Below are 27,000 nucleotides of genomic sequence, written 5' to 3' on the forward strand. Positions count from 1 at the left end.
CATGTCCTCCGGCTCCACCTCCGCCGCTCCCGAGTTCGACCCTGCCCGGCTCGAAGCCTTCCTGCGCTCCGCCCTGCCCGTCCGGGCGGCCGGCGCGATGGTGCTGGAGCGGATCAGCGGCGGGCAGTCGAATCCGACCTTCTTCCTGTCCTTTCCCGAAGCCGGCACGCGGCTGGTCATGCGCAAGAAGCCGCCCGGCCCCCTGCTGCCTTCGGCCCATGCGGTCGACCGCGAATACCGCATCCTCAAGGCGCTCGCGGGCTCGCAGGTGCCGGTGCCGCCGGTGCTCCTGTTCCACGCCCAGGACGATATCGTCGGCACGCCCTTCTATCTGATGGAACGGCTCGACGGCCGCGTCTTCCATGATGCGGCGCTGCCTAGCGTGGCGCCGGCCGAGCGGCAGCAGATGTATTTCGCCATGGCCGAGACCCTGGCTGCGCTGCATCGCTTCGACTGGCAGGCGGCCGGCCTCGGCGATTACGGCAAGCCGGGGAATTATTATGCCCGCCAGCTCGCGCGCTGGGGCCGGCAATGGCGCGAGACCCAAACTCGCGAGATTCCCGAGATCGATCGGCTGATCGACTGGCTGAGCGCCCATCTCGACGAAAGCGCGGAGACGACGATCGTCCATGGCGATTTCCGGATGGGCAACCTGATGTTTCACCCGGTCGAGCCGCGCATCGTCGCCGTGCTCGACTGGGAACTCTCGACGCTCGGCCATCCGCTCTCGGACGCCGCCTTTTCCTGCCTGCCCTGGCATTCCGGACCTGCGATGTATCAGGGCATCATGGGCCTCGACCAGGAGGCGCTCGGCATCCCGACGCAAGCCGAGTACCTCTCCCGCTATTGCGCGGCGGCGGGACGCACGGACGGTCCGGGACGCTTCCACCTCGCCTTCTCGCTCTTCCGTTTTGCCGTCATCCTCGATGGCATCGCGGCGCGCGCCAGGGCCGGCAATGCGGCGGCAGAGAATGCGGTCGCGGTCGGCGAGATGGCCGAGAGCTTTGCGCGGCAGGCTGCCGTTATCATCGACCAGAGTTGAACGGGGATCGCCATGGATTTCGCCTATTCCGCCAAGGTCGAAGAGCTGCGCTCGAGGCTTCAAGCGTTCATGGATGCCCATGTGCAACCGGCCGATGCCGCGTGGAAACATGAGGTCGAGGCCGGGCGCTATCCCCTGGCGCTGATCGACGGGCTGAAGGAGAAGGCCAAATCCGAGGGCCTGTGGAACCTGTTCCTGCCGGCGCTGAAGCCCGAGGAGCCCGGTACGCGGCTAAGCAACCTCGAATACGCCCCCCTGGCGGAGATCATGGGCCGGATCTTCTGGTCGTCGGAGGTGTTCAATTGCAACGCCCCGGACACCGGCAACATGGAAATCCTGCATATGTTCGCGACGCCGGCGCAGCGCGAACGCTTTCTCGTGCCGTTGATGAAGGGCGAGATCCGCTCCTGCGTCGGCATCACCGAACCCGGCGTCGCCTCCTCCGATCCCACCAACCTGCAGACCACGATCACCCGGGACGGCGACCACTATGTCATCAACGGCCGGAAATGGTGGACGACCGGCGCCCTGCACCCGAACGTCAAATTCTGCATCGTCATGGGTCTCTCGGACACGCGCCCGGAGGCCGATCCGCACAAACGTCATTCCATGGTGATCGTGCCGATGGATACGCCCGGTGTGACCGTGATGCGCAACCTGCCGCTCCTCAACCACCACTCGCCCGAAGGCCATACCGAAACGGATTTCGACACGGTCCGCGTCCCGGCCGCCAACATGCTCGGGGAGGAAGGCGCCGGCTTTGCGCTGGCCCAGGCGCGGCTCGGGCCCGGCCGCATCCACCACTGCATGCGCACGATCGGCCAATGCGAGGTCGCGCTCGAACTGATGGTCGAGCGCGCGCTGCAGCGAAAGGCCTTTGGCCGCCATCTCTCCGACTATGCCAATGTCCAGGACTGGATTGCCGAAGGGCGCATGGAGATCGACCAGGCTCGGCTGCTCTGCCTGCGCGCCGCCTGGATGATGGACAAGCACGGCAACAAGGCCGCGCGCACCGAGGTCTCCGCGATCAAGGTCGTGGCGACGCGACTGCAGACCAAGATCGCTGACCGGGCCATTCAGGTCTTCGGCGCCGCCGGCCTCTCCAACGATACGCCGCTCGCCTTCATCTATAGCTGGGGCCGGGCACTGCGCTTCATCGACGGGCCGGACGAGGTGCATCTGCGCACGGTCGCCCGTGCCGAGATCAAGAAGCGGCAGGCCAGCAATCGCAGCACGATGGCCGAACAGGGCGTAAAGATGCCCTATCTCAAGCCTGCGGGTTAAAGCATCGCCCCGAAGAGTGGATCGCGGTTTTCCCGCCGGAGATTCAGCAGGCCGCGCAGAAACCGGGTGGAAGCCCATGCCCGAGGCATGGGAGCCTTCCTCGACACGCACATGCCAGTCGAAGAAGGCTCCCGCCATGCCCGCCGCAGCAAGACCGACGGAAGTCCCCTCCCTCGCATCCCGCGTCGATGCGCTGCACTGGCGCCGCATCGAGGCGGAACTCGACTCGCATGGCGTCGGCCTGACCGGCCCCTTGCTCAGCCCGGAGGAGTGCCGCGCGCTGGCTGCGCTCTATGCCGATGAGAGCCATTTCCGCAGCCGCATCGTCATGGCGCGGCACGGCTTTGGCAGTGGCGAGTACCAGTACTTCGCCCATCCGTTGCCGGAGATGCTCGCGGCTCTGCGCCCAGTCATCTATGAGCGCCTCGCTCCCGTCGCCAATCGCTGGAACGAGACGCTGGGGATCGCGCAGCGCTATCCCGAGGCTCTCGACGCATTCCTCGCGCTCTGCCACGAGGCCGGGCAGACCCGGCCGACCCCGCTGCTGCTGAAGTACGGCGCGGGTGATTATAACTGCCTGCATCAGGACCTTTACGGCGACCTGTTCTTCCCGTTCCAGATGGTCATCCTGCTCTCGCAGCCAGGAGTCGATTTCACCGGTGGCGAGTTCACTCTGGTCGAGCAGCGGCCGCGCATGCAGTCGCGGCCCGAGGTCGTGCCGCTGGCTCAGGGAGAAGCCGCGATCTTCGCCGTGCAGCACCGGCCGATGCGGGGTTCCCGCGGCACCTACCGCGTCAATCTCCGCCACGGCGTCAGCCGGGTGCGCTCGGGCGAGCGCTACACCACCGGGCTGATCTTTCACGACGCGCGCTGAGTCTTACGCACTCGCCCAGGGGACAGCGCGTTTCGCGTTCAGCCCGGCGCCGAGGGCCGCGCCTCCTGCTCCATGCTGCTGCCGCGCAGTCCGCCGGGAACGCAAAGCTTCGGATAAAGCCGCGACATCTCGCGGATCAGGAACTTCACCGGCACATCGAAGAAGCTGCCGTGCTGGGCGACATAGTCCATAAAACTGCGGCCCTGCCCATCGAAGCTCTGCAGCAGCGCATCGCTCTTGCCGTCGAAGCCGAGCGTCGCAACGCCGAGCCTGTCGCAGAGGCGCGCGTTGAAGGTCGGAGAAGCCTTCAGCCAGCGCCCGTCGAGGAAAACCTCGGTATAGCCGTGATAGGCGAAGACATTGGTGCCGACGGCCTCCAGCAGGCGCGGCGTGGCGAGATGGTTCTTGACGTCGGCGAGCCCGAGGCGGGCGGGAATGCCGAGGGCCCGGCAATAGGCAGCGTAAAGCGCGGCCTTGCCGACGCAGTAGCCGATGCCGGCCGCCAGCACGGAGCTGGCGCGATAGGTCTCGGGATTGAGATAGTCGCCATAGGGGTCATAGCGGATGCCGTCGCGTACCGCCTGATAGAGAATACCAGCCTGCTCGGCGGGGTCGCTGATGCCCGAAGTCAGCAGGCGCGCCTCGGCGATCACCATCGGATGGTCGCTGTCGACGAACTCGGCCGGGCTCGTGAAGAGAACGCGATGGGAGTCCTGCATCTCAAATCCCCTAGCGGCCCGTGAAGTGAGTTGGCCGCTTCTCCAGGAAGGCCGCCACTCCCTCGCTGAAATCCGTCGTCCGGGTCGAGGCGTGGAAGGCGTCGCGCTCGGCGTCCAGCTGGTTGCCCAGGTTGTTGCCGAGCGAAGCACCGAGCAGCGCCTTGATCCGGCCATAGGCCTGCGTCGGCCCGGCAGCGAGCCTGCGCGCCAGCGCCATGGCCTCGGCATCGAGGATCTCGGCCGCCACCGTGCGATTGATCAGGCCGAGCCGCAGCGCCTCGCCGGCATCGATCGTCTCGGCCAGCAACGCCAGCTCCTTGGCCTTCTTCATGCCGACGATGCGCGGCAGATGATAGGTCCCGGACCCGTCCGGCGTCGCGCCGATGCGGGCATAGGCCAGCGTGAACTTTGCATTCTCGGCGGCGATCGCGAGATCGCAGGCGAGCGCCAGGCTGAAACCCGCTCCGGCCACCGCGCCATGCAGGCAGGCGATCGAAGGCTGCGGTAGTTCATCGAGCCGTCTTAGCCCGGCATGCAGCGGAGTGATGATCGCCTCGATCGCGGCCTCGGGGTCGCCGCCGGCGCTGAATTGCGAAACGTCGCCGCCAGCACAGAAGCCCCTGCCCGCGCCTTTCAGCAGGATGGCGCGGACATCCCGGCGTGCCGCGATCTCCTCGATCCGGGCCAGGAAGGTTTCCGCCATGGCCGCGTCGAAGGCATTCAGCACCTCAGGGCGGTTCAGCGTCAGCACCGCGACGCCGGCCTCGACGGTCAACAGGATGGACGAGGAAGGATCGGTCATCGGCGGGTTCCGGAGCGGCGACTGCCCGGTTCTACCATGGGCAATTCGGCCTGCGGCACTCCGAATCCTGCGCAGCGGAAGCGCAGAAATGCTCGCAAGGCGAGCGCGAAGCCCCGGGAGCCCTCTCGGTTCAGAGGGCCCCCGGGACTTCTCCCCTCGTCAGGCCACCGCAGCCTTTGGCGTATTGGCTTCTTCGCGGCCTTCGAGCGCGGCCATCGCCGCCTGCACGCCGCCACTGCGATGCGGCACGCCGGCGGCCGCCAGCCCCATCTCGACGCCGGACAGCGCGCCAAGCAGGGTCAGTTCATTGCATTCGCCGAGATGGCCGATCCGGAAGACCTTGCCGGCAACCTTGCCGAGGCCGGAGCCGAGCGAGATGTTGAACTTCTCGAGCGCCACCTTGCGGTAATGGTCGGCGTCGTGGCTCGGCGGCATCAGCACAGCGGTCAGCACCGGCGAATATTCCGCGGGGTTCTCGCAGAGGATCTCCAGCCCCCAGGCCTTCACCGCGGACCTCGTCGCCGCGGCAAGGCGCTCATGGCGGGCGAAGACGGCATCCAGCCCTTCCTCATGCAGCATCCTGACGGCTTCGCGCAGGCCGTAGAGCAGATTCGTCGCCGGCGTGTAGGGGAAGAAGCCGTTGGCGTTGATCTTCACCATCTCCTGCCAGTCCCAATAGGAGCGCGGCATTGTGTTCGCCCGCGAGGCGGCCATCGCCTTTTCCGAGATCGCGTTGAAGCTGAGGCCCGGCGGCAGCATCAGGCCCTTTTGCGAGCCCGAAACCGTGACGTCGACCTGCCACTCGTCGTGCCTGTAGTCGACCGAGGCGAGCGAGGAAATGGTGTCGACCATGAACAGCGCCGGGTGACCGGCCTTGTCGATCGCCTTGCGGATCTCGGCGATCCGACTGGTCGAACCGGTGGAGGTCTCGTTATGGACGACCATCACCGCCTTGATCTTGTGGCCGCGGTCCTCGGCCAACTTTGCCTCGATCGCGGCCGGATCGGCGCCACGGCGCCAGTCGCCCGGAATGAAATCGACCTCGATGCCGAAACGCCCGGCGATCTGGCGCCAGAGCGTGGCGAAATGGCCGGTCTCGGCCATCAGCACGGTGTCGCCGGGCGAGAGCGTATTGACGATCGCCGCTTCCCAGGCACCGGTCCCCGAGGACGGATAGATCACCACCGGTTGGCTGGTCTTGAACACCGACTTGGCGCCGGCGAGCACCTCGCGCCCGAGCTTCGCGAACTCGGCGCTGCGATGATCGATCACCGGCATGTCCATGGCCCGCAGGATGCGGTCGGGAACCGGGCTCGGGCCAGGAATCTGAAGGAAATGGCGGCCCTGCTGCGATGCCATGGCGATAACTCCCTATTCGGACGTGGCGGCACTTCCGGCTCGCCGCTCGTGATGGCCGATGTTTTGCATTCATTTTTGCCTTTGGCAACACCGCCCGCGCGTGCAATATTACGCCGATCGATCTCGACATGGGGCCGCCCACTCGCGTAGCAAACCAGCATGACGAACATCGCCCTCGACACTGAGACGACCGAAGGCCCGTCGCTGCGACGCGAGGACGGCGCCGGGCAGACATCGCTGCACGGCGAACTCCTGGCCGCGCTGCGCGACTATATCGTCGAAGGCAATCTCGCCGATGGCGCGCGCGTACCCGAGCGCCTGCTCTGCGACCGGTTCGGCATCTCACGCACACCGCTGCGCGAGGCGCTCAAGGTCCTGGCCGCGGAGGGGCTGATCGACCTCCTGCCCAATCGCGGCGCACGCGTGCGCGCCCTGAGCGCCGACGATCTACGCGAATTGTTCGACGTAATGGGTGGGCTTGAAGCCCTGGCGGGACGCCTGGCTTGCGAACGCATCAGCGACGAGGAAATCGCCGAGATCGAGCAAAGTCACCACGAAATGTACCGCTTCTACCTGCGGCGCGACATGCACGGCTATTTCCAGTGCAATCAGGACATCCACCGCATGATCGTCGCTGCCGCCGGCAATGCGACGCTCAGCGCGACCTATAACAGCATTGCCGGACGCATCCGGCGCGTGCGCTATTCCGCCAATCTCGACAAGGAGCGCGACCGCTGGGGCGAGGCGATGCGCGAGCACGAGGCCATCCTCGATGCCCTGCGCCGGCGCGCCGGCAGCGAACTCAGCGACATCATGTTCCTGCATCTGCGCAACAAGCGAAAGGCGGCGCAGCATCAGAGCGCCACGCAGACGGGCGAGCTGGACGAAGAGAGCCATTCGGCCTGAGTCAGCTGCGCGCTCAGACCTCATTGGCATTTGCGCCGAGCGCCGATCGGAGACCGCTCGTCGTCAATCCGGCCATCTTCATTTTTCAGATTGAATGCAAAATTTTTTGATTCTAGGCTCTCGCTACGGCGCCGACAGAGCGCGTTGCAGGGAGGTTGGAAGAGATGAAGCAGCATTGGCTTGCCGCTGGCGCGGCGCTCGCAGCCGTGACGACACCCGCACTGGCCTGGGAGCCGACCAAGGCCATCGAAATCGTCGTGCCCTTCTCGGCCGGCGGCGCCTCCGACCAGATGGCGCGGACGATGCAGGGCATCATCCAGAAGAATAACCTGACCTCGCAGCCGATCATCGTCGTCAACAAGCCGGCCGCCGGCGGCGCCGAGGGCATGCTCGACATCCAGAAAGCGGCGGGCGACCCGCACAAGCTGATCACCACGTCGAGCGGCATCTTCATGACGCCGATGGCGACCAAGCTGCCGCTGAACTGGACCGAATACACGCCGATCGCGATGATGGCGCAGGATTCCTTCGTGCTCTGGGTCAACGCCAAGGCGCCCTACCAGACCGCCGGCGACTTCATGACCGCGGCGAAGGCAGCCTCGCCCCCGCTCAAGATCGGCGGCACCTCGTCGAAGCGCGAGGACAACCTGATCGTCTTCGGCATGGAGAAGGCCGGCGGGGTCAAGTTCGCCTATATCCCGCATACCAGCGGCGGCCAGGCCTCGACCCAGCTGTCCGGCAATCACATCGATGCCAGCACCAACAACCCGGCCGAGGACGTCGCCAACTGGCGGGGCGGCGCGACACGGCCGATCTGTGTCTTCTCCGAGCAGAAGATGACCTACTCGACGCCGGTCGCCGACGGAAAATCCTGGGCCGACATCCCGACCTGCGCCTCGCAGGGGCTGAACGTCACCTACCAGATGCTGCGCGGCATGTTCATGCCCGGCAAGGTCACCAAGGAGCAGCAGGCCTTCTACGTGAACCTGTTCAAGAAGGTCTCCGAGACGCCGGAATGGAAGGACTACCTCGCCCGCAGCGCGCTGGTTCCGGATTATCGCGACGGCGAGGCTTTCGTCACTTTCCTCAAGGCCGATGAGGAGAAGCACGCCAAGCTGATGGGCGAGGCCGGCTTCACGGCGAAGTAGCCCTTGCATGATCGGACCGGAACCATATCCGATCCGATCATGCAGCCTTCTACGTTTGCATCGGCTTTTCCGAAAACCGCGCCCCTCTTTTCGGGCCGATGCTCCAGCCTTTCCGCGTTTGCATCGGCTTTCCCGAAAACCGCGATCCACTTTTCGGGCCGATGCTTTGGCCTGAGCTCGACCGGCCCGCCGTCACGGCGGGCCTCCTCCCTCTGCCGACGGAGATCCCGATGTCCGCTCATCCTGAAGGCGAAACGCCGCGCGGCCTCTCGCGCCGCCCCGTCGAACTCGTCACGGCCGCGATCCTGATCGGCCTCGCCTTCGTCGTGCTCTGGGATTCCTACGGCCGCGGAGCGGGCTGGGACAATGGTCCGCAGAACGGCTTCTTTCCGGCCCGCGTCGGCTGGCTGTTCCTGGCCGCCTCGCTGTTCATCCTGGTGCAGTCCTTTCGCACCGAGAACAGCGTCTTCGTCACCTTCGCGCAGCTCGGGCAGGTTTCGCGCGTGCTCGGCCCGCTCGTTCTCTTCGTCGCGCTGATCCAGCCGCTCGGGCTCTATGTCGCCGCGAGCATCTTCATCCTCGTCTTCATGGCCGTCGTCGCGACCTCGCGCTGGTGGAGCATCGTGCTCACCGCCATCCTCGTGCCGATCGTCTGTTTCTGGATCTTCGAACAGCAGTTCCGCGTGCCCCTGCCCAAGGGTCCGCTCGAAGCCATGCTCGGCTATTGAGGTTACGCTGATGGAAGACCTCTCCTCGCTGATCGCCGGCTTCCAGGTCGCGCTGTCTTGGCACAATGTCGGATTCATGGTGATGGGCGTGGTGCTCGGCATCATCGTCGGCGTGCTGCCGGGCCTCGGCGGTCCGAACGGGGTCGCGATCCTGCTGCCGCTGACCTTCGGCATGGACCCGACCTCGGCGATCATCCTGCTCTCCTCGATCTACTGGGGGGCGCTGTTCGGCGGCGCGATCACCTCGATCCTGTTCAATATCCCCGGCGAGGCCTGGTCGGTCGCGACCACCTTCGACGGCTATCCGATGGCGGTGCAGGGCAAGGCGGCCGAGGCGCTCACCGCCGCCTTCACGGCCTCGTTCATCGGAGCCTTGTCCGGCGTCATCCTGATCACCTTCGTCGCGCCCCTGGTCGCCTCCTTTGCGCTGCGCTTCGGGCCGGCCGAGTTCTTCGCCGTCTTCCTGCTGACCTTCTGCTCCTTCATCGGCATGGGCCGTGAGAACCGGGCCAAGATCCTGGCCTCGCTCTGCATCGGCTTCCTGCTGGCGGCAGTCGGGCTCGACTCGATCTCGGGCGATTTGCGCATGACTTTCGGCTCGACCGAGCTGATGCGCGGTTTCGACTTCCTGATCGTCGTGATCGGCCTGTTCGGCGTCAGCGAGATCCTGCTCACCGTCGAGGAGGGACTGGTCTTCAAGGGCAAGCAGGCGACGATCGATCTCAAGGTCGTGCTGCGGACCTGGGCCGGGCTGCCGCGCTACTGGGCGACGCTCGTCCGCTCCAGCCTCGTCGGCATGTGGATGGGCGTGACGCCGGGTGGCGCGATCGCCGCCTCCTTCATGGGCTATGGCCTTGCCAAGCGCTTCTCGCGACGCGGCGCCAATTTCGGAAAGGGCGAGATCGAGGGCGTGCTGGCGCCGGAGACCGCAGCGCATGCCGCCGGCACCAGCGCCTTGCTGCCGATGCTAGCGCTCGGCATTCCCGGCTCGGCCACGGCTGCCGTGCTGCTCGGCGGCCTGCTGGTCTGGGGGCTTCAGCCCGGCCCGATGCTCTTCGTCGAGCAGAAGGACTTCGTCTGGGGGCTGATCGCCTCGATGTATCTCGGCAATCTCGCCGGCCTGATCATCGTGCTGGCGACCGTACCGCTCTTTGCCGCGATCATGCGCATCCCCTTCTCCTTCGTCGCGCCGGTGATCCTGATCGTCTGCGCCATCGGCGCCTATACGATCTCCAACTCGATCTTCGACATCTGGCTGATGCTGATCTTCGGCATCATCGGCTATGTCTTCAAGAAGCTCGACTACCCGCTCGCGCCGCTGGTGCTGGCGCTCGTCCTGGGCGACCGGGCCGAGGACGCCTTCCGGCAGGCCCTGCTCGGCTCCGGCGGCAGTCTCGGGGTCTTCATTGCAAACGGCCTCGTCACGACGCTGGTTGCGCTGGCGATGATCCTGCTCTTCTGGGGGCCGGTGTCGGATCTGATCGGGGCGGTGCGGCGGAGAAGCGGCCGGGCCGGAAAAGCGGCAGAAGCAGCCGAATAGCGTGAGCGTTTCCACGGGAACGCGGGTCGTCCCGGCGCGAGCGACGCTCAGAGCCGGGTCGAGATGAACTGGAATGGATACGTGACGCGATGACCCATGCCGCCCCCCTCGCCAAACAGGGCTCGCGCAATCTCGGGCTGGAACGACGCCTGGCCCAAGCGCTCGAAGGCGAGGTCCGCTTCGACGCCTTCACACGCGGGCGCTATGCCACCGACGCCTCGATCTACCAGATCATCCCGCAGGGCGTCGCCTTCCCGAAGAGCGAGGCCGACATCGCGGCCGCGCTCCAGATCGCGGCCGAGCATGGCGTTCCGGTGATCGCGCGCGGCGGCGGCACGTCACAGAACGGGCAGCCGATCGGCGACGCGCTGATCCTCGACATGAGCCGGCATTTCAACGCGATCCGCGATTATGACCCGGCCTCGCGCACGGTCTCGGTCGCGCCTGGCATCGTGCTGGAGCAACTCAACAGCCATGTGAAGAAGGACGGCCTGTTCTTCCCGGTCGAGCCCTCGACCGCGAGCCGCTGCACCATTGGCGGCATGGCCGGCAACAACTCTTCCGGCGCGCGCTCCCTGCGCTACGGCAAGATGGTCGACAATGTCATCGCCCTGCGGGCGCAGTTCCATGACGGCGAGGCCTTTGCGCTGGGCGAGAGCCCGGTCGGCGACAATGCCTCGGTCAGGGCGCGAGACCTGATGACGCGGATGCTGTCGCTGGCCGACGGGCACCGCGACGCGATCGAGCGCATCTTCCCGAAGGTGCAGCGCCGGGTCGGCGGCTACAATCTCGACGAGCTGCTCCCGGCCCGGCCGAACCTGTCGCATCTGCTGGTCGGCTCGGAAGGCACGCTCGCCATCACCACCGAGGCGACGCTGAGGCTCTCGCCCCTGCCGACGCACCGCGTCATGGGCGTCTGCCATTTCCCGGATTTTCGCGCGGCGATGGAGACGACCCAGCATATCGTGGCTCTGGGCCCGGTCGCGGTCGAGCTCGTCGACAACAATGTGCTGGTGCTCGGCGCCGACATCCCGCTTTTCGTGCGGACGCTCGCCGACATCACCAGGGGCCAGCCGAACTGCCTGCTGCTGGTCGAATTCGCCGGCGACGATCTCTCGGCGCTGAAACGCGACCTGAAGCGGCTCGACCAGTGCATGGCCGATCACGGCTTTGCCGATGCGGTCGTCGAGGTCGTCGAGCCGGCGCGGCAAAAGCCGGTCTGGGAGGTGCGCGAGGCCTGCCTCAATATCATGATGTCGATGAAGGGCGACGGGAAGCCGGTCTCCTTCATCGAGGATTGCGCGGTCCCGCTCGAACATCTCGCCGACTACACCGACGCGGTGACCGAGCTCTTTGCCCGCCACGGCACGCGCGGCACCTGGTACGCCCATGCCTCAGTCGGCTGCCTGCATGTCCGCCCGATCCTGAACATGAAGGACGAGGCCGGCGTCAAGGCGATGCGCGGCATCGCCGAGGCCGCCTGCGATCTCGTGCGCCAGTTCAAGGGCTCCTATTCCGGCGAACATGGCGACGGCATTTCCCGTTCGGAATTCGTCGAACCGATGTTCGGTGGCCCGCTGACGCGCGCTTTCGAGGCGGTGAAGGACGGGTTCGACCCGGAAAACCGTCTGAACCCCGGCAAGATCGTGCGGCCGCTCAAGATGGACGATCGCAGCCTGATGCGCTTTCCGCCGGGGTATGCGACGCCCATCCCGGCCGCAACCGCGCTCGATTGGTCCGACTGGGGCGGGCTCGGCGGCGCCGTCGAGATGTGCAACAACAACGGCACCTGCCGGAAACTCTCCGGCGGCACGATGTGCCCGTCCTATCGCGCCACCAGGGACGAGACGCATCTGACGCGCGGGCGCGCCAACAGCCTGCGCCTCGCGATTTCCGGGCAGCTCGGACCCGACGCCTTCACCTCGCCGGAGATGAAGGAGACGCTCGATCTCTGCGTCTCCTGCAAGGGCTGCAAGCGCGACTGCCCAACCGGCGTCGACATGGCGCGGATGAAGATCGAGTTCCTCCACCACTATCACCAGCGCCATGGCCTGCCGCTGAAGGAGCGGCTGATCGCCTGGCTGCCGCGCTACGCGCCCTATGCCGCGAAACTGGCGCCGCTGATGAACTTGCGCGATCGCATCCCGGCTCTCGCCAAACTGAGCGAGCGCTGGCTCGGCTTCAGCGCGCGGCGTTCGCTGCCGGTCTGGCGCAAGCCCTGGGCGCAGGCCGGCAAGCCGGCGACGGCAAGCGATGTGAAGGGCGACGGGCGCGACATCGTGCTCTTCGGCGACACGTTCAACCGCTACTACGAGCGCGAGAACCTCGAGGCGGCGGAGCGCGTGCTCACCGCCGGCGGCTATCGCATCCACAAGGTCGAACCGGCTGACGGCGGCCGGCCGCTCTGCTGCGGCCGGACCTTCCTCTCGGCCGGGCTGGTCGACGAGGCGCGCACCGAGGCCAAGCGCACGCTCGATGCGCTCTCGCCCTATATCGCCGGGGGTGCGCGCATCGTCGGACTCGAGCCCTCCTGCCTGCTGACCTTCCGCGACGAGTTTGGCGCGATCCTGCCCAAGGAACTGGCGGAACCTGCGGCCAGCGCGGCTTTCCTGCTCGAAGAGCTGCTCGCAGCCGACATCAAGTCCGGGACGACCACTTTGCCGCTGAAGGACCAGGCGGGTCGCGTCGTTCATCTGCACGGGCATTGCCACCAGAAGGCCTTCGCGGCGATGGGCGCCGTCGAGGCGACGCTGCGTGCGATTCCGGGTCTCGACATCAGGCCGATCGAGTCGAGCTGCTGTGGCATGTCGGGCGCCTTCGGCTATGGCGCGGACACCATGGATGTCTCGCTGGCGATGGCCGAGCTCTCGCTGCTGCCGGCTGTGCGCAAGGCCGAAGCGCAAGACCTCGTCGTCGCCGACGGCACGAGCTGCCGCCACCAGATCCATGATGGTGCCGGCCGAGAGGCGCTGCATGTCGCCCGCGTGCTCGACATGGCGCTGGAGGGCTGACGCGAAAGGCCGGAGCGAGAGCAGGCATCCCAACCAAGGACCCGGACAAACGGGTTAAGCCGAAGGAGGACGGACGATGCTAAGGACGATGCTTCTGACTGGCGTAACGGCGCTGATCGCTGCCGGAGGAATACAGGCTGCCATGGCAAAGGACTATTTCCTCGCAAGCGGGCGGTGGGACAATGTCGTCCTGGTGATCGACCTGGAAAAGGCGATCGATCCGGCCAATGACGGCACGCCGAAAGCGGTGGTGAACCGCATCCGCGTCACGCCCGATATCGACGCGACTGGGGCCGGCAAGGCCGACACGATCTCCAGCGGCCAACCGATCACCATCACCATCTCGCCGGATTACCGGCGCGCCTATGTGGTCAATCATTCCGGCCGCACCAGACCGGCGGATGCCGCCGCCTTCCAGCATGGCCATGCCGGCACCGTCACCATCGTTGATCTCAAGAAGGCGCTCGATCCGGCGAGCAACGGCACGCTTGCTGCCGTCGAGGGCTATATCGAGACGGAAGGTTTTGGGCCGACCGGTTTCGCGATCGCGCCGGACGGCCGGCATGCCGCGCTCGCCCATGCTGAGCAGAAAGGCGACGAGGATGGCGGCCGCCATATCAGCATCGTCGACCTCGCCAGCAACAAGGTCATTCGTCGGGTCGAGCAGGCTTTCGGCAAGCCGGGCTTCCCCTGCCCTCCCGATCCGGTGCCGCACCGCGCACCCGATCCGAAATTCGGCTGTTTCCCCGACACCAACGGCGTGACGATCAGTCCGCTCGGCGGCGGCACGATCTTCGGCGCCAATGGCGGCACGGACGATATCTCGGTGATCAGCCTGCAGAAGGCGATAGCCGGAGAAGCCGGGGCGGAGATTGCGCGTATCCCGGTTCAGGCGGGTGGCTTCGGCATCTCGACCAGCCCGGACGGAAAGCTCGTGGCGCATGCCTCCCGCGAGAACGCGCAGACCGACATGCCCGGCAATACCGTCTCGATCATCGATGTCGAGAAGGCGCTATCGGACCCCGCCAAGGCCGAGGTCGCCCGCGTGTTGGTCGGCACCGACGACAAGTCCGTGCCGACGCGTCCCTTCGTGGCGGCGTTCCTGCCGGACGGAAAGCGCATCCTGTCGACGCATTTCCGCTCGAACAATATCGACATCATCGATGTCGCCAAGGCCATCGCCGGGCAGCCGGCAACGCTCAGGCGGGTCGAGCTCAAGACGCCCGGCGGCGAACCCTCCCGCCCACGCGGCATCGCAATCACGCCTGACGGCAAATATGCCGCGATCACCGGGGCGCCCAAGGGCAAGTCGAATTCCAGCGTGGTCTGGATCGTCGATCTCGCGAGCTACGAGGTGAAGGGTCGCGTCACCGAGATCGGCAACGAGAGCTACATGATCGGCGCCTTCCAGGCGAACTGATCACGGCGACGCCTGCGTTGGCGGCAGGCGGTCAGGCATCGGGCCGCATGGCCAATGCCGAACCCCGGCTGGTAGAGAGCGGGCGAATGCGCGTCATCCCGTTGCCGGGACAGGTCCAGCCGGGACGACGCGCGGGTTCTCCAGCCGTCAGCGCAATCGATGCTTCAATTCCTTGCCACCAGCACGCCGTTCTTCGCGGTGATCGCGCTCGGCGCGCTGGTTTCCGGCCGCACGCTGTTCGGCCCCGATTCCGTCAGGGTGCTCAACACCTTCGCCTTCATGATCGCGACGCCCGCGATGGTGCTGCGGGTGATGTCGCGGCAGCCGATCGCCGAGCTCTGGAACACGACCTTCTTCGTGGCGCTGGCAGCGATCGGCGTGACGATCATGGCGCTTGGCATCCTCATCGGCACGCGATTGCGCGCCCTGCCCTTCCCCAATGCGGTCTCGCGCGGGCAAAGCCTCGTCGGCGGCAATTTCGCCTTTCTCGGCATTCCCCTGATGCTGGCCTTCCTCGGCGATCGCGCCGCAGCGCCGATCGCCATCGGCCTGATCTGCGACACGGCGCTGGTCGTGCCCTTGTCGATCGGGCTGATCGAGGCCGGGCGCGGCGCCGGTTCGGCACCCGCCATTGCCGGCCGGCTCATTCGCGGCACGATCCTCAACCCCTTCATGCTGTCGATCGCAGGCGGCCTGACACTCTCGGTCAGCGGAGTTGCGATCCCCGAACCCGTCGACCGCTTCCTCTCCTTCCTCGGCAATGCGGCGGCGCCTGTGGGCGTTTTCGCGCTCGGCCTCGCGGCGCGACAATGGAGCGGTGGCGGCAGCAAGCTCCCGGCCCTCGGGATTGCCCCACTGGTCGTCGGCAAGCTCGTTCTGCACCCGCTGGTGACCTGGGTCGTGCTTGCGGTCGTGCTCAAGCTTGACGCGTTCTGGGTCACGGCCGGCGTGCTCTATTCGGCCCTGCCCATCGCGGCCAACGTCTTCGTCATCTCCGAGCGCTTCGAGACCGATAGCCGGCCGATCGCGGCTGCGATCGTGCTCTCCACGGCCCTGGCGGCGCTGACCTTCCCCGTCGCGATCTGGCTGGTCTCGGCTGCCACGGGAGCGCCGTAGCGCTTTCTTCGCAACTGCAACCGTGCCCTTGCGCCGTTGCCTGTAGTCAGCGGCCTCGCGAGACGGCTAGAAACAGCCGGTCGGCGGGTCCGTCCGCGCGGCGCGATGGAACCGCCGGAGGCATCATGACCAGCCAGCTCTTCACCCCGTACAAGCTCGGTGGCCTCGAACTCGCCAACCGCATTGTGATCGCGCCGATGTGCCAGTATTCGGCCGAGGATGGCCGGGCGACCGACTGGCATACGATCCATCTCGGCCATCTCGCCCTGTCGGGCGCCGCGCTGATGTTCATCGAGGCGACGGCCGTCGAGCCGGAGGGCCGGATCAGCCCGCTGGACCTCGGCCTGTGGTCGGACGAGACGGAAGCGGCCCTGGCCAGGACGCTCGCTGCAGTCCGCGCGTATTCCGACATGCCGATCGGCATCCAGCTCGGCCATGCCGGGCGCAAGGCCTCGGTGGCCGCGCCCTGGACAGGCGGCGGCCAGCTCGGGCTCGACCAAGGCGGCTGGCAGACGCTCGCCCCATCGGCGATCCCGTTCGGCGATCACCCGCGGGCGCCTCTGGCGCTTGATCTCGCAGGCATCGCGCGCATTCGCGAGAATTTTGCCGCATCCGCCAAGCGTGCGGTGCGGCTGGGCCTGCAGGCGATCGAGCTGCACGCCGCCCATGGCTATCTGCTGCACCAGTTCCTCTCGCCGCTCTCGAACCAGCGCGGGGATGAGTATGGCGGCTCGCTCGAAAACCGGATGCGCCTGCCGCTCGAAGTCTATGACGCCGTGCGGGCCGTGGTCCCTGCGGACATCCCGGTCGGCTTCCGCGTCTCCGGCACCGATTGGGTCCCCGGCGGCTGGGACGTCGAGCAGACCGTCGCCTTCGCCAAGGCCGCCGAAGCGCGCGGCTGCAGCTTCATGCATGTCTCCAGCGGCGGGCTCTCGGCCAAGCAGGCGATCCCGCTTGGCCCGAATTACCAGGTCCCCTTCGCGCGGGCCGTCAAGCAGGCGACCAACATGCCGAGTATCGCCGTCGGGCTGATCACCGAGCCGGATCAGGCCGAGGCGATCGTCGGCACCGGAGATGCCGATCTCGTCGCGCTGGCGCGCGGCATCCTCTACGATCCGCGCTGGCCCTGGCACGCTGCCGCCCATCTCGGTGCCAGCGTCCAGGCGCCGAACCAGTATCTGCGCTCCCAGCCGCGGCAGTTCCGCAACCTTTTCGGCTGAACGCAGGCCTGGGCCGGCCCAATCAGGTGCCCAGCTGGAAGCGCTCGAAGCGGTGCAGCGCCTCCTCGATGACCGCCTTGTGCCGCTCGGCGGAGCCCTTGCCGACCCAGTTCCATTGCTGGACAAGGAGTGTCCCGTTCGTGCGGTCGGCCTTGAGGTCGATCGCCGCGACGATCTCGTCGCCGACCAGCACCGGCAGGGCGAAATAGCCCATTGCCCGTTTCTCCTTCGGCACATAGGCCTCGAACAGGTGATCGTAGCCGAAGAACAGCTTCAGCCGCTTGCGCTGGATGATCAGCGGATCGAAGGGCGAGAGGATATGGACCAGTTCGGCATCCGGTGCCGGCATCGGCTCGAGCGTCGCCGGTTGCGCCCAATGCTCCTGCTTTCCCGCGCCTTCGATCGCGACGGGCAGGAGTGTCCGGCGGCGTAGCCTCGCCTCGATCAGTTCGCGGATCGCGGGCTTGCGCGGCGCGTCGAGATGGCAGATCGTGTCGAGGCTGACGATGCCCTGCGAGCGCAGGGCGCGGTCGAGGAGATAGTCGAGAACCTGCTTCTCGGTCGCCGGACGCGGCGCCCGTTCCCAGCCAAAATGCCGCTCCGGAAGCTCGTAGCTCTTCAGCATGCCGGCGCGTTCGCAGATCGTCAGCGCACCGCTGAAGAATGCGAGCTGCAGCGCGCGCCTCGAAGGTTTGCGGCTCGCCCAGGCATGATCCTTCTCGACCAGCACGTCGTCCTCGATGTCGCGGATCGAGAGTGCCCCGTCGCGCCGGACGAGGCCCATGACCTTGCGCAGGTCCTTCTTCGTCACCGAACTGAACCAGCTCGGAGGGTTCTCGCGGCGGCGCTTCATCTCGGGCAGGAAGAAGCGCAGATCCCGGGTGGGGACATAGGCCAGCGCATGCGTCCAATATTCGAAGATGCTCTTGTCGACGCTCTGGGCCTGGCGCAGATGCGCGCGCTCGTAGTCCGGGATACGCGTCCACAGGATGTGATGGTGGCAGCGCTCGACCACGTTGATCGTGTCGATCTGCACATAGCCGAGATGGTCCACCGCTGCCGGGGTGGCGGCGGGACCGTCGCCAAAGGGAGCGAGCGTGTCGAGCCGCTGGGCGCGCAGCCAGATCCGGCGGGCCTGCGACGGGCTGATCGAGAGGGGGGTTGGCGGACGCGTCGGCATGTCGGGTCTATAGTGGCGCGGCGTACGCCCTCCTGTCAGGAGCGATCATGACCCGGCCCTACTGGCGCACTCGGCCTGGACGACACCGGGATGGGTCGCGAGCCAGATCACATGCCTGGCGCCGCCGCGTTTGCCGTTGGCGCGGGCCTTCACCTCCTCGACCGCAAAGCCGCTCTTGCGCAGGCGCTGGGTAAAGCCATGGTCGGGACCGGACGACCAGACGGCGAGGACACCGCCAGGGCGCAGGGCCGCGCGTGCAACGGCGAGGCCAGCCATGTCGTAGAGATCGTCATTCGCCCGACGCGTCAGCCCCTCCGGGCCGTTGTCGACATCGAGCAGGATCGCATCGAACGCCGCGGGAGCGGCGCCGATCGTCCGAGCGACATCCTCCTCGCGGATGGCGACGCGCGGATCGACGAGGCAATCGCCGAAGACCTGAGCCATCGGACCGCGCGCCCAGGCGACGACGGCCGGCACGAGCTCCGAGACCACGATCTGCGCACCTTGCCCGAATGCCGCCAGCGCCGCGCGCAGGGTAAAGCCCATGCCGAGCCCGCCGATCAGGATGCGGGGCTCCGGCCGGCCGGCAAGACGCGCCGCGACCAGCGTTGCCAGCGCCTCCTCCGAACCGCTGAGGCGGCTGTTCATCAGCTCGATCGCGCCCAGCATGATCGAGAATTCCGTGCCGCGCCGCTTGAGGCGGATTTCGCCGCCGCCGCCCGGCATTGTCGCGGTATCGATGTGGATCCAGGGAATCACGGGCTCACTCGGCTTCTGGGGCGGCAGGGTTTCTGAGGTAGCAGCCGCCCGCAACAGCATAGCAGCGCCGGCTGCGCAATTCCCGCTCCGTGGATTCGCCAGGTTCAGGCCGGACTCCAGCGAATACCCGTTGCCCGGGAGGCGGCTGCCATCGCGCTCGCCTGATGCCGCGCGCACGCCTATAAGGCACGAAAACAACCACTGGAAGAATCGTCATGGAGCTTCAGGCCGCAGCGTCGCAAGTGCCTGCCATCGGTCCCTCCAGCGGCCTCGGCCGCGCCGTCGGCCTTCTCGACCGCAGCGTCGGCGGGCTGGTCGAACTGGTCGTGGCGCTGCTCGTCGTCATCGAGATCGGCCTTCTCGGCGCCGGCGTCACGGCGCGCTATGTCTTCCACGCACCGCTGGTCTGGTCGGACGAGCTAGCCTCGATCCTGTTCCTCTGGCTCTCCATGCTGGGCGCCGTGGTTGCGCTCCGGCGCGGCGAGCATATGCGCATGACGGGCCTGGTCAGCCGCGTCGGGCCGCAGACGCGGGCCTGCCTCGAAGCGCTGGCGATCACTGCCGGCATTGCCTTCCTGCTGCTGCTCCTGCCGCATGCGCTCGAATATGCCGAGGAGGAGGCGTTCATCGTCACTCCGGCGCTCGAGATCACCAATGCCTGGCGCGCAGCCGCAATTCCGGCCGGTATCGGCCTGATGCTGGTCGTCGCCTTCTGCCGGATGCTGCGCCTGCCTTCGTTCAAGCCGGCCCTGATCGCGATAGCCCTGACGGTTGCGCTCCTGCTGCTGTTCTGGCTCGCCGGCCCTGTCCTGAAGCCGCTCGGCAAGCTCAACCTGGTGATCTTCTTCGTGGGGGTCGTTGCGCTGAACGTCTTTTCCGGTGTGCCGATCGCGTTTTCTTTCGCGCTGGCAACGTTCGGCTACCTCGCGCTGACGACCTCGACGCCGTTGATCGTCATGGTCGGACGGCTCGATGAAGGCATGAGCCACATCATGCTGCTCGCCGTGCCGCTCTTCATCTTTCTCGGCGCGCTGATCGAAATGACCGGCATGGCGCGGGCTATGATCGAGTTCCTGGCCGGGCTGCTCGGGCATGTTCGCGGCGGCCTGTCCTATGTGCTGATCGGCGCGATGTATCTCGTCTCCGGCATCTCGGGCTCGAAGATCGCCGATATGGCCGCGATCGCGCCGGTGCTCTTCCCGGAGATGAAGGCGCGCGGCGCGGCGCCGGGGGATCTTGTCGCCCTGCTTTCGGCAACGGGCGCACAGACTGAAACGATCCCGCCCTCGATCGTGCTGATCACCATCGGCTCAGTCACCGGTGTCTCGATCGCGGCCCTGTTCACCGGCGGGCTGCTGCCGGCGATGGTGCTCGGCATCGCACTCTGCTGCGTGGTCAGGTGGCGCTACCGCCACGAGGACCTCGGCCATGTCGTGCGCCAGTCGCGCCGGCAGATCGGCAAGCTCGCGCTGATCGCGCTGCCCGCCATCGCGCTGCCCTTCGTCATCCGTGCTGCGGTCGTCGAAGGCGTCGCAACCGCGACCGAAGTCTCGACCATCGGCATCGCCTATTCCGTGCTCGCCGGCCTGCTGCTCTACCGTCAGTTCGATTGGCGGCGCCTGCCGAAGATGCTGGTCGATACCGCCTCGCTGACCGGCGCGATCATCTTCATCATCGGCTGCGCCACGGCGATGGCCTGGGGCCTGACGCAATCGGGCTTCTCGCAGGATCTCGCCCGCATGATGGCTGCAATTCCCGGCGGCACCTGGGGCTTCCTGGCGATCTCCATCCTCGCCTTCGTCATCCTCGGCAGCGTGCTCGAAGGCATCCCCGCGGTCGTGCTGTTTGGCCCTCTGCTCTTCCCGATCGCCAAGCAGGTCGGGGTGCACGAGGTCCATTATGCGATGGTGGTCGTTCTCGCGATGGGCATCGGGCTCTTCGCCCCGCCCTTCGGCGTCGGCTATTACGGCGCCTGCGCGATCAGCAAGGTCAATCCGGACGAGGGCCTGAAATATATCGGAGCCTATATGCTCGCCCTGCTCATCGGCCTCGCGATCGTCGCCGCCGTGCCGTGGATCTCGACGGGCTTCCTGTAGGGGTGTTTCGGCAGAACCTGGGCCAAGAAGTGCGGCTTAGGACGCGCTGCCTCGTCTTGCCTGCCAGGCCGCGGGAGCAGTGCAGGCCGCGACGGCCGATGCATCGTTGGCCGCCTTGGCCAGCGTCGCCGCCTCGAAGATGCCCGCCTCCTCGCGCAACCAGGCAACGAGCGCCTCGAAACCCGGCCGGTGCTCGGTATTCGGACTGAAGGTGAGCCAGCAGCCCGTCGCGCTCTCGAAGCCGAGACCGAGCGGGTTGATCAGGGCGCCCGAAGCCAGTTCCTCTGCCACATAGCAGCGTGGCGCGAGCGCGACGCCGAGCCCCGCCATCGCCGCACGGATGATCACGGAATAATAGCCGTAGCGCACGGTATGGGCCGGAACCGCGCCCCGCAGGCCATGCGTCTCGGTGAATTCGGCCCAGAAGGTCGGCATCTGGAAATGCTGGAGCAGGGTCATCTTCTGGATATCGGCCGGGCGCTGGAAACCGCCCATGCGCTCGATCAGCGAGGGGGCGGCCACGAGGGCGACCTGGCGTCCGAAGAGATAATGCGACTCGCGCCCCGGCAGTGGCCCGCTCTGGTGGCCGATGTCGATATCGGGCTCCTCCGTCTCCTCCTCGCTGACGAAATTGGTGAACTGCACGTCGATCTCGGGATGGGCCTGGGCAAAGACCGGAAAGCGCTCCATCAGCCAGCGCTCCCCGGCGATGGCGATCATGTGGAGGCGGATCGGCCGCCCCTGGGCGGCGCGTTCGCTCAGGCGCCGCGCGCCGCGCTCCATCTGCTCGATCGCAGCCTCGGCATAGGGGTTATAGATAGAGCCGGCTTCGGTCAGCTTCAGCCCCTGCGGCGTGCGCTCGAACAGCGTCGTTCCCAGATGCTCCTCGAGCGCCTGAATCTGCTTGGAGACGGCGCTCTGCGTCAGATTGACTGCGACAGCCGCCTTCGCAGTGGAGCCAAGCCGCGCGACCGCGAGGAAAACCCTCAATCCCGTCGTCGATGGCGGAAGGCGATTGCCGGCCACAGCAGCTATTCCTTTTTGGACTACCCTCCGGAGATCGTTTCGTTTGCTGGCTGCCGGGTCAAGAGGCAGTCTTTGCAAAAGACCAAAGGGGAGAGCGATGAACCAGACGACACGCCTGTGGGGCGGCCGCTTCCGCAAGCAGCCGGATCCGCGGCTGATGCGGCTTTCCAGCGCCGCCAGTGCCCATGCCCGTCTCGCCCCTCAGGATACCGCCGGCGGCAAGGCCCATGCGGCGGAATTGCTGCGGGCAGGACTGCTCACCGCCTCCGAAATGCAGGCGATCATCGCCGCGCTCGAAGCCATCTCGCAGGAGGTCCAGGCCGGGACCTTGAGCCCGAGCGCCGATGACGAGGATGTCCACACTTTCGTCGAGCGAGTCCTGATCGCCCGGATCGGCGACGCCGGGGCCAAGCTCCGTGCCGGCCGCTCACGCAACGACCAGGCCGCCAACAACCTGAAACTCTATCTGCGCGAGCAGGTTCGGCTGATCGGCGCCATGCTGGCCGAGTTGCTCGACGCCATCGCGACCCAGTCGGAAACCCACGCCGCCTCGGTCTGCCCGGGTTTCACGCATCTGCAGAGCGCCCAGCCCGTGACATTCGGCCATTGGCTGATGGCGCATGGCCAGGTTCTCGCCCGCGACGCCTCGCGCCTGCAGGATTGGGAGCGCCGCTCCGGCCAGTCGCCCCTCGGCGCGGCGGCGCTTGCCGGCTCGGCGATCGCGTTGACGCCCGAACTCAGCGCCAAGGCGCTGGGCTATGACGCGCCCTGCGAAAACTCGGTCGATGCCGTCGGCGCGCGCGACCATGTCGCGGAATTTCTGTTCGTAGCCGCCATGCTCGCGACCAATCTCTCGCGGCTGGCCGAGGAGGTCACGCTCTGGACCTCGCGCCAGTTCGGCTGGGTCACGCTCGACGACGCCTTCGCCACGGGCTCGTCGATCATGCCGCAGAAAAAGAACCCGGATATCGCCGAGATCTCGCGCGGCCGGGCGGCGCGGCTGACCGGCGACCTCGTCACCATGCTCGGCGCGCTCAAGGGCCTGCCGCTCGCCTATAACCGCGACCTCGCCGAGGACAAGCGCACCGCGTTCGATGCCGTCGACGTGCTGGGCGAGGTGTTGCCGGCCTTCGCTGGGCTGATCGCCAGCATGGAGGCGCATCCGCAGGTGATGCGGGCACAAGCCGGCACCGGCTTCGCGCTGGCGACCGAGGTCGCCGATTATCTCGCGCGCAAGGGCGTGCCCTTTGCCGAAGCTCACGAGATCACCGGCACGCTGGTCCGCTACTGCGAGGAAATGGGGCGCGAGCTCGAACAACTCGAGCCGATCGAGCTCCGCGCCATTGATCCGCGCCTTGGTGAGGATGTAAGGGCCTGTCTCACCCTTGATGCCGCGGTGGCCGCCCGCAGCGGCTTTGGCGGCACCGCACCAGCGCGCGTTGCCGAACAGATCACCCGGTTCCGCAGCTGGCTCGCGGATTTTGACATATGGACCCGCGGAGCGCAGCGATGACAAGCGCAGTCGGAATTGGAATAGGGCGTGACCTTGCCGGGATCGCCGGGCTGAAGCTCGTGCCGCGCCGCTATTACGGGCGCTGGGTCGCCGCCGCGCTGATCATCCTGGTCCTGGCCTGGGTGATGAAGGCCTTCGCCGAAGGCCAGATCGACTGGAAGGTCGTCGGCCAGTTCTTCACCGCGCCCGCCATCCTGAGCGGGCTCGTCAACACCATCATCATGACGGTCTGCGCCATGGCGCTTGGCGTCGCGCTCGGCGTCATATTCGCCATCATGTACATGTCGCCGAACCCGGTGCTGCGCGGCGTCGCGCTGTTCTACATTTGGTTCTTCCGCGGCACACCGCTGCTGCTGCAGCTCCTGCTCTGGTTCAACCTGGCGCTGGTCTTCCCGACGATCGGCATCCCCGGCCTGGTCGAATGGCGCACCATCGACGTCATCGGCCCGTTCATGGCGACATTGCTCGGCCTCGGCATGAACCAGGGCGCCTACACCGCCGAAGTGGTGCGCGGCGGTATTCTCTCCGTCGATGTCGGACAGACCGAAGCCGCCAAGTCGATCGGCATGACGCGGCTGACGACGCTTAGGCGCATCGTGCTGCCGCAGGCGATGCGTGTCATCATCCCGCCGGTCGGCAACGAGGTGATCAGCATGGTCAAGCTGACCTCGATCGCCAGCGTCATCCAGTTCTCCGAAATCCTGCGCAACGCGCAGACGATCTACTATGCCAATGCCCGCGTCATCGAGCTCCTGATCGTCGCTGCCGGCTGGTACCTGATCGTCGTCACACTGCTGCAGATCGGCCAGTTCTTCCTGGAGCGCTTCTTCTCCAAGGGGCGCGGAGACCGCCGGACCAAGCCGCGGATCGTCGAGGAGGCCGGAGCATGAATGCCTCCCCTGCAAACGCGATCGTCGCCGCCGCCAACGTCACCAAGCGCTTCGGCGACCTGCGCGCGCTGAACAATGTCTCGCTGACCATCGCGCCCGGCACCGTGCAGTGCATCATCGGGCCGTCGGGCTCCGGCAAGAGCACCCTGCTGCGCTGCATCAACCAGCTCGAGAAGATCGACCAGGGCGCGATCTGGGTCGATGGCCAGCTGATCGGCTATCGCATCAAGGGCGACGAGCTGCATGAGCTGAGCGACGCCGAGATCGCGCGCCAGCGCCTCTCGACCGGCATGGTCTTCCAGCGCTTCAACCTGTTCAACCACATGACGGTGCTCGAGAATATCATCGAGGGCCCGGTCACGGTGTTGAGGAGGCCACGCCAGGAGGCGATCGCCGAGGCCGAGAAGCTGCTCGCCCGCGTCGGTCTCTCCGAAAAGCGCAACGCCTACCCGATCGAGCTCTCCGGCGGCCAGCAGCAGCGCATCGCGATCGCCCGGGCGCTGGCGATGAAGCCGAAGCTGATGCTGTTCGACGAGCCGACCTCGGCGCTCGACCCCGAGCTCGTCGGCGAAGTGCTCGCCGTGATGCGCGATCTCGCCGCCAGCGGCATGACGATGATCGTCGTCACGCATGAGCTCGGCTTCGCCCGCGAGGTCGCGACCGACGTCGTCTTCATGGACAAGGGCGAGATCGTCGAACGCGGCCCACCCAATGCCGTTCTTGTGGCGCCGCAACAGGCCCGCACGCGCGACTTCATTGCCGCCGTTCTGAAATAATCGGTCAAAAAGGAGAACCCGATGCTTCGTTTCACCCTGGCAGCGACGCTGCTCGCCGCCACCGCGCTGTCCGCCCAGGCCCAGGCCCTGCCGGAGCGCATCAAGACCGCCGGCAAGATCATCATCGCGACCCAGCCGAACTATGCGCCGATCGTCTACAAGGACCCGGCCACCAACACGATGACCGGCTTCGACTACGAGCTCGGCGAGGCCATCGCCAAGGAACTCGGCGTCAAGGCCGAGTGGCAGGAGACCGCCTTCGCCCAGATGCTGCCGTCGCTGCATACCGGCCGCGTCGACATGGTCATGGCCGGCATGAGCGACCTGCCGGCCCGTCGCGAGACTGCCGACTTCATCGACTACATGGTCTCGGGCGCCCAGTTCTACACTGTCACCGCGCTTGCCGGCTCGATCAAGACGCCTGAGGACCTCTGCGGCAAGAGCGTCGGCGCCAGCCGCTCGACCAACTGGCCCCGCCAGATCGGCGAGTGGAGCGAGGCCAATTGCGTCGCCAAGGGCAAGCCGGCGATCAACGTCGTCGGCACCGAGGGTTCGGTCGATGCGCGCACGCAGCTCAAGACGCAGCGCCTGCAGGGCGGCGTCCAGGGCAGCGAGACGATGAGCCACAATCAGAAGCTCGAGCCCAACACCTATGTGCCGCTCGGCACGCCCTTCACCCGTTCGCTGACCGGCATCCCCTTCCCGAAGACCGCCGAGGGCACGCAGCTGCGCGATGCGGTCAAGGGTGCGCTCGATCGTCTCCAGGCGAACGGCACCTATGACGCGCTGATCGCCAAATACGGCCTGCCCAGCAACGTCCTGAAGCCGATCGTGATGAACCAGGGCGAGTAAGCCCCTTCAGCCCTTGTCCGAGGCCTGCATGGTCCGGCCGGAGAACAGTCCCAGATCGCCCCCGCGAACCCTGTTCGCGGGGGCGATCTGCTTTGATGGAGGAATGCCGGGTTCAGGTCTGTATTCGGCGCCGCGCGTGCAGGATCCGGATCGGCCTCTCCAGATATTCGACCGGCTCGGCCTGTGCGAAAATGCGCTGAATCGTGTCGCGCCCTGCGATCACCTTCCCAAAGGCCGCAAAACCCGCCATGTCCGGGTTGCGGCCGCCGCCTTCATCCAGTTCGGGCTGGTCGCCGATGCAGATGAAGAAGCCATGGCCGCCGGTGCCGGGCGCCAGCCGCGCCAGCGAGAGCGTGCCGTCGCGATGGCGCAGCCCGGTCACCGAGGTCGGCTCATGCGGCACGGGCGGAAGGGGCGGCTCGCGCTCGTCGGCGGGCGCCGGCCACCCCCATTGGATGACCTCGATCTTGTGCACCGTCGCTGGCGGCTGGTTGGCCAGCGTCACGATCCGATAGACCGACGCATTGTCGAGGAGCCCGCCATCGACATAGGCGAGGAAGTTCCGGGCGGTCAGCGGCGCACGCGCCGCGTCGATGGCGAGGAGGAACGCCCCCTCCGGCGTCTCGACCTCGACCTGAACGAGTGCCTCATCGGCCATCTGACCTGCCATTGCGTTCTGTCCCGCTGAACTCAGATCGAGTTGCATGGACGCGGCCAGACGACTCGATCGGGGCGCCAG

Annotated in this window: 23 protein-coding genes; 16 read left to right on the forward strand and 7 right to left on the reverse strand. The window is 66.7% G+C overall.

The genetic code is table 11. From position 1 onward, the window contains the following. Position 1 precedes the first annotated feature (1 nt). From AB4099_RS13270 to AB4099_RS13280, 3 genes are all read left to right on the forward strand, one after another. A complete protein-coding gene (locus tag AB4099_RS13270; protein WP_441478424.1) occupies positions 2-1,042 on the forward strand; it encodes a phosphotransferase family protein in 1,041 nt (346 codons plus the stop codon). Between the two features lie 12 nt (positions 1,043-1,054). Beyond that, positions 1,055-2,326 carry an acyl-CoA dehydrogenase family protein gene (locus AB4099_RS13275; protein WP_441478425.1) on the forward strand — a complete coding sequence of 424 codons (1,272 nt, stop codon included), beginning with the start codon at positions 1,055-1,057 and terminating at the stop codon, positions 2,324-2,326. Between the two features lie 136 nt (positions 2,327-2,462). Next, positions 2,463-3,200, forward strand: a complete 738-nt coding sequence (locus tag AB4099_RS13280) for a 2OG-Fe(II) oxygenase (RefSeq protein ID WP_113518256.1) — start codon at positions 2,463-2,465, stop codon at positions 3,198-3,200. Positions 3,201-3,238: 38 nt separating this feature from the next. On the opposite strand, the gene AB4099_RS13285 is transcribed toward AB4099_RS13280, so the two are convergent. The 3 genes from AB4099_RS13285 to AB4099_RS13295 all read right to left on the reverse strand — a co-directional run bounded on the left by AB4099_RS13285 (position 3,239) and on the right by AB4099_RS13295 (position 6,080). Then, entirely contained in the window at positions 3,239-3,919 is a 681-nt protein-coding gene (locus AB4099_RS13285) for a transglutaminase-like domain-containing protein (protein WP_113518257.1), read from the reverse strand. A 10-nt stretch (positions 3,920-3,929) separates the two neighbouring features. Next, entirely contained in the window at positions 3,930-4,721 is a 792-nt protein-coding gene (locus AB4099_RS13290; protein WP_113518258.1) for an enoyl-CoA hydratase/isomerase family protein, read from the reverse strand. 159 nt (positions 4,722-4,880) lie between these two features. Continuing rightward, on the reverse strand, positions 4,881-6,080 hold the full coding sequence (locus AB4099_RS13295) for a pyridoxal-phosphate-dependent aminotransferase family protein (protein WP_441478426.1): 1,200 nt from the start codon (positions 6,078-6,080) through the stop codon (positions 4,881-4,883). Positions 6,081-6,239: 159 nt separating this feature from the next. Here AB4099_RS13295 and AB4099_RS13300 point away from each other — a divergent pair, with 159 nt between their 5' ends. The 8 genes from AB4099_RS13300 to AB4099_RS13335 all read left to right on the forward strand — a co-directional run bounded on the left by AB4099_RS13300 (position 6,240) and on the right by AB4099_RS13335 (position 17,169). Then, the gene (locus AB4099_RS13300) at positions 6,240-6,986 is read left to right on the forward strand and encodes a GntR family transcriptional regulator (protein WP_441478427.1); all 747 of its coding nucleotides are present in this window, start codon (positions 6,240-6,242) and stop codon (positions 6,984-6,986) included. Between the two features lie 164 nt (positions 6,987-7,150). After that, positions 7,151-8,134 carry a Bug family tripartite tricarboxylate transporter substrate binding protein gene (locus tag AB4099_RS13305; RefSeq protein WP_113518261.1) on the forward strand — a complete coding sequence of 328 codons (984 nt, stop codon included), beginning with the start codon at positions 7,151-7,153 and terminating at the stop codon, positions 8,132-8,134. A 230-nt stretch (positions 8,135-8,364) separates the two neighbouring features. Further along, positions 8,365-8,862, forward strand: a complete 498-nt coding sequence (locus AB4099_RS13310) for a tripartite tricarboxylate transporter TctB family protein (RefSeq protein WP_441478428.1) — start codon at positions 8,365-8,367, stop codon at positions 8,860-8,862. Between the two features lie 10 nt (positions 8,863-8,872). Continuing rightward, the gene (locus AB4099_RS13315; RefSeq protein WP_441478429.1) at positions 8,873-10,402 is read left to right on the forward strand and encodes a tripartite tricarboxylate transporter permease; all 1,530 of its coding nucleotides are present in this window, start codon (positions 8,873-8,875) and stop codon (positions 10,400-10,402) included. An 89-nt stretch (positions 10,403-10,491) separates the two neighbouring features. Further along, complete coding sequence (locus AB4099_RS13320; RefSeq protein WP_441478430.1) at positions 10,492-13,413, forward strand: FAD-binding and (Fe-S)-binding domain-containing protein; 2,922 nt, start codon at positions 10,492-10,494, stop codon at positions 13,411-13,413. Between the two features lie 76 nt (positions 13,414-13,489). Further along, the gene (locus AB4099_RS13325; protein ID WP_441478431.1) at positions 13,490-14,833 is read left to right on the forward strand and encodes a YncE family protein; all 1,344 of its coding nucleotides are present in this window, start codon (positions 13,490-13,492) and stop codon (positions 14,831-14,833) included. 159 nt (positions 14,834-14,992) lie between these two features. Next, the gene (locus AB4099_RS13330; protein WP_441478432.1) at positions 14,993-15,949 is read left to right on the forward strand and encodes an AEC family transporter; all 957 of its coding nucleotides are present in this window, start codon (positions 14,993-14,995) and stop codon (positions 15,947-15,949) included. Positions 15,950-16,071: 122 nt separating this feature from the next. Then, on the forward strand, positions 16,072-17,169 hold the full coding sequence (locus AB4099_RS13335) for an NADH:flavin oxidoreductase/NADH oxidase (protein ID WP_441478466.1): 1,098 nt from the start codon (positions 16,072-16,074) through the stop codon (positions 17,167-17,169). A 22-nt stretch (positions 17,170-17,191) separates the two neighbouring features. Here the strand turns inward: AB4099_RS13335 and AB4099_RS13340 are convergent, their stop codons facing one another. Both AB4099_RS13340 and AB4099_RS13345 read right to left on the reverse strand, forming a co-directional pair. Next, entirely contained in the window at positions 17,192-18,349 is a 1,158-nt protein-coding gene (locus tag AB4099_RS13340; protein ID WP_441478433.1) for a winged helix-turn-helix domain-containing protein, read from the reverse strand. A 45-nt stretch (positions 18,350-18,394) separates the two neighbouring features. Next, on the reverse strand, positions 18,395-19,108 hold the full coding sequence (locus AB4099_RS13345) for a spermidine synthase (protein WP_441478434.1): 714 nt from the start codon (positions 19,106-19,108) through the stop codon (positions 18,395-18,397). Positions 19,109-19,323: 215 nt separating this feature from the next. On the opposite strand from AB4099_RS13345, the gene AB4099_RS13350 reads away from it, so the two are divergent. Continuing rightward, complete coding sequence (locus tag AB4099_RS13350) at positions 19,324-21,204, forward strand: TRAP transporter large permease (RefSeq protein ID WP_441478435.1); 1,881 nt, start codon at positions 19,324-19,326, stop codon at positions 21,202-21,204. Positions 21,205-21,240: 36 nt separating this feature from the next. Here AB4099_RS13350 and AB4099_RS13355 read toward each other — a convergent pair whose 3' ends face one another. Further along, on the reverse strand, positions 21,241-22,230 hold the full coding sequence (locus AB4099_RS13355) for a LysR family transcriptional regulator (protein WP_441478436.1): 990 nt from the start codon (positions 22,228-22,230) through the stop codon (positions 21,241-21,243). A gap of 97 nt (positions 22,231-22,327) precedes the next feature. On the opposite strand from AB4099_RS13355, the gene argH reads away from it, so the two are divergent. From argH to AB4099_RS13375, 4 genes are read left to right on the forward strand one after another with little or no spacing between them, the layout of a single operon-like run. Continuing rightward, complete coding sequence (gene argH, locus AB4099_RS13360) at positions 22,328-23,743, forward strand: argininosuccinate lyase (RefSeq protein WP_441478437.1); 1,416 nt, start codon at positions 22,328-22,330, stop codon at positions 23,741-23,743. Further along, positions 23,740-24,633, forward strand: a complete 894-nt coding sequence (locus AB4099_RS13365; RefSeq protein ID WP_113518271.1) for an amino acid ABC transporter permease — start codon at positions 23,740-23,742, stop codon at positions 24,631-24,633. The genes argH and AB4099_RS13365 overlap by 4 nt, the downstream gene beginning before the upstream one ends. Beyond that, positions 24,630-25,409: an amino acid ABC transporter ATP-binding protein gene (locus AB4099_RS13370; protein ID WP_069877089.1), complete on the forward strand. Its 780-nt coding sequence runs from the start codon at positions 24,630-24,632 to the stop codon at positions 25,407-25,409. The genes AB4099_RS13365 and AB4099_RS13370 overlap by 4 nt, the downstream gene beginning before the upstream one ends. 21 nt (positions 25,410-25,430) lie before the next feature. Next, entirely contained in the window at positions 25,431-26,261 is an 831-nt protein-coding gene (locus tag AB4099_RS13375) for an ABC transporter substrate-binding protein (protein ID WP_069877090.1), read from the forward strand. A gap of 112 nt (positions 26,262-26,373) precedes the next feature. Here the strand turns inward: AB4099_RS13375 and AB4099_RS13380 are convergent, their stop codons facing one another. Next, on the reverse strand, positions 26,374-26,931 hold the full coding sequence (locus tag AB4099_RS13380; protein ID WP_441478438.1) for a peptidylprolyl isomerase: 558 nt from the start codon (positions 26,929-26,931) through the stop codon (positions 26,374-26,376). Positions 26,932-27,000 lie beyond the last annotated feature (69 nt).

Source organism: Allobosea sp. 2KB_26 (assembly GCF_052115715.1).
GTDB lineage: Bacteria > Pseudomonadota > Alphaproteobacteria > Rhizobiales > Beijerinckiaceae > Allobosea.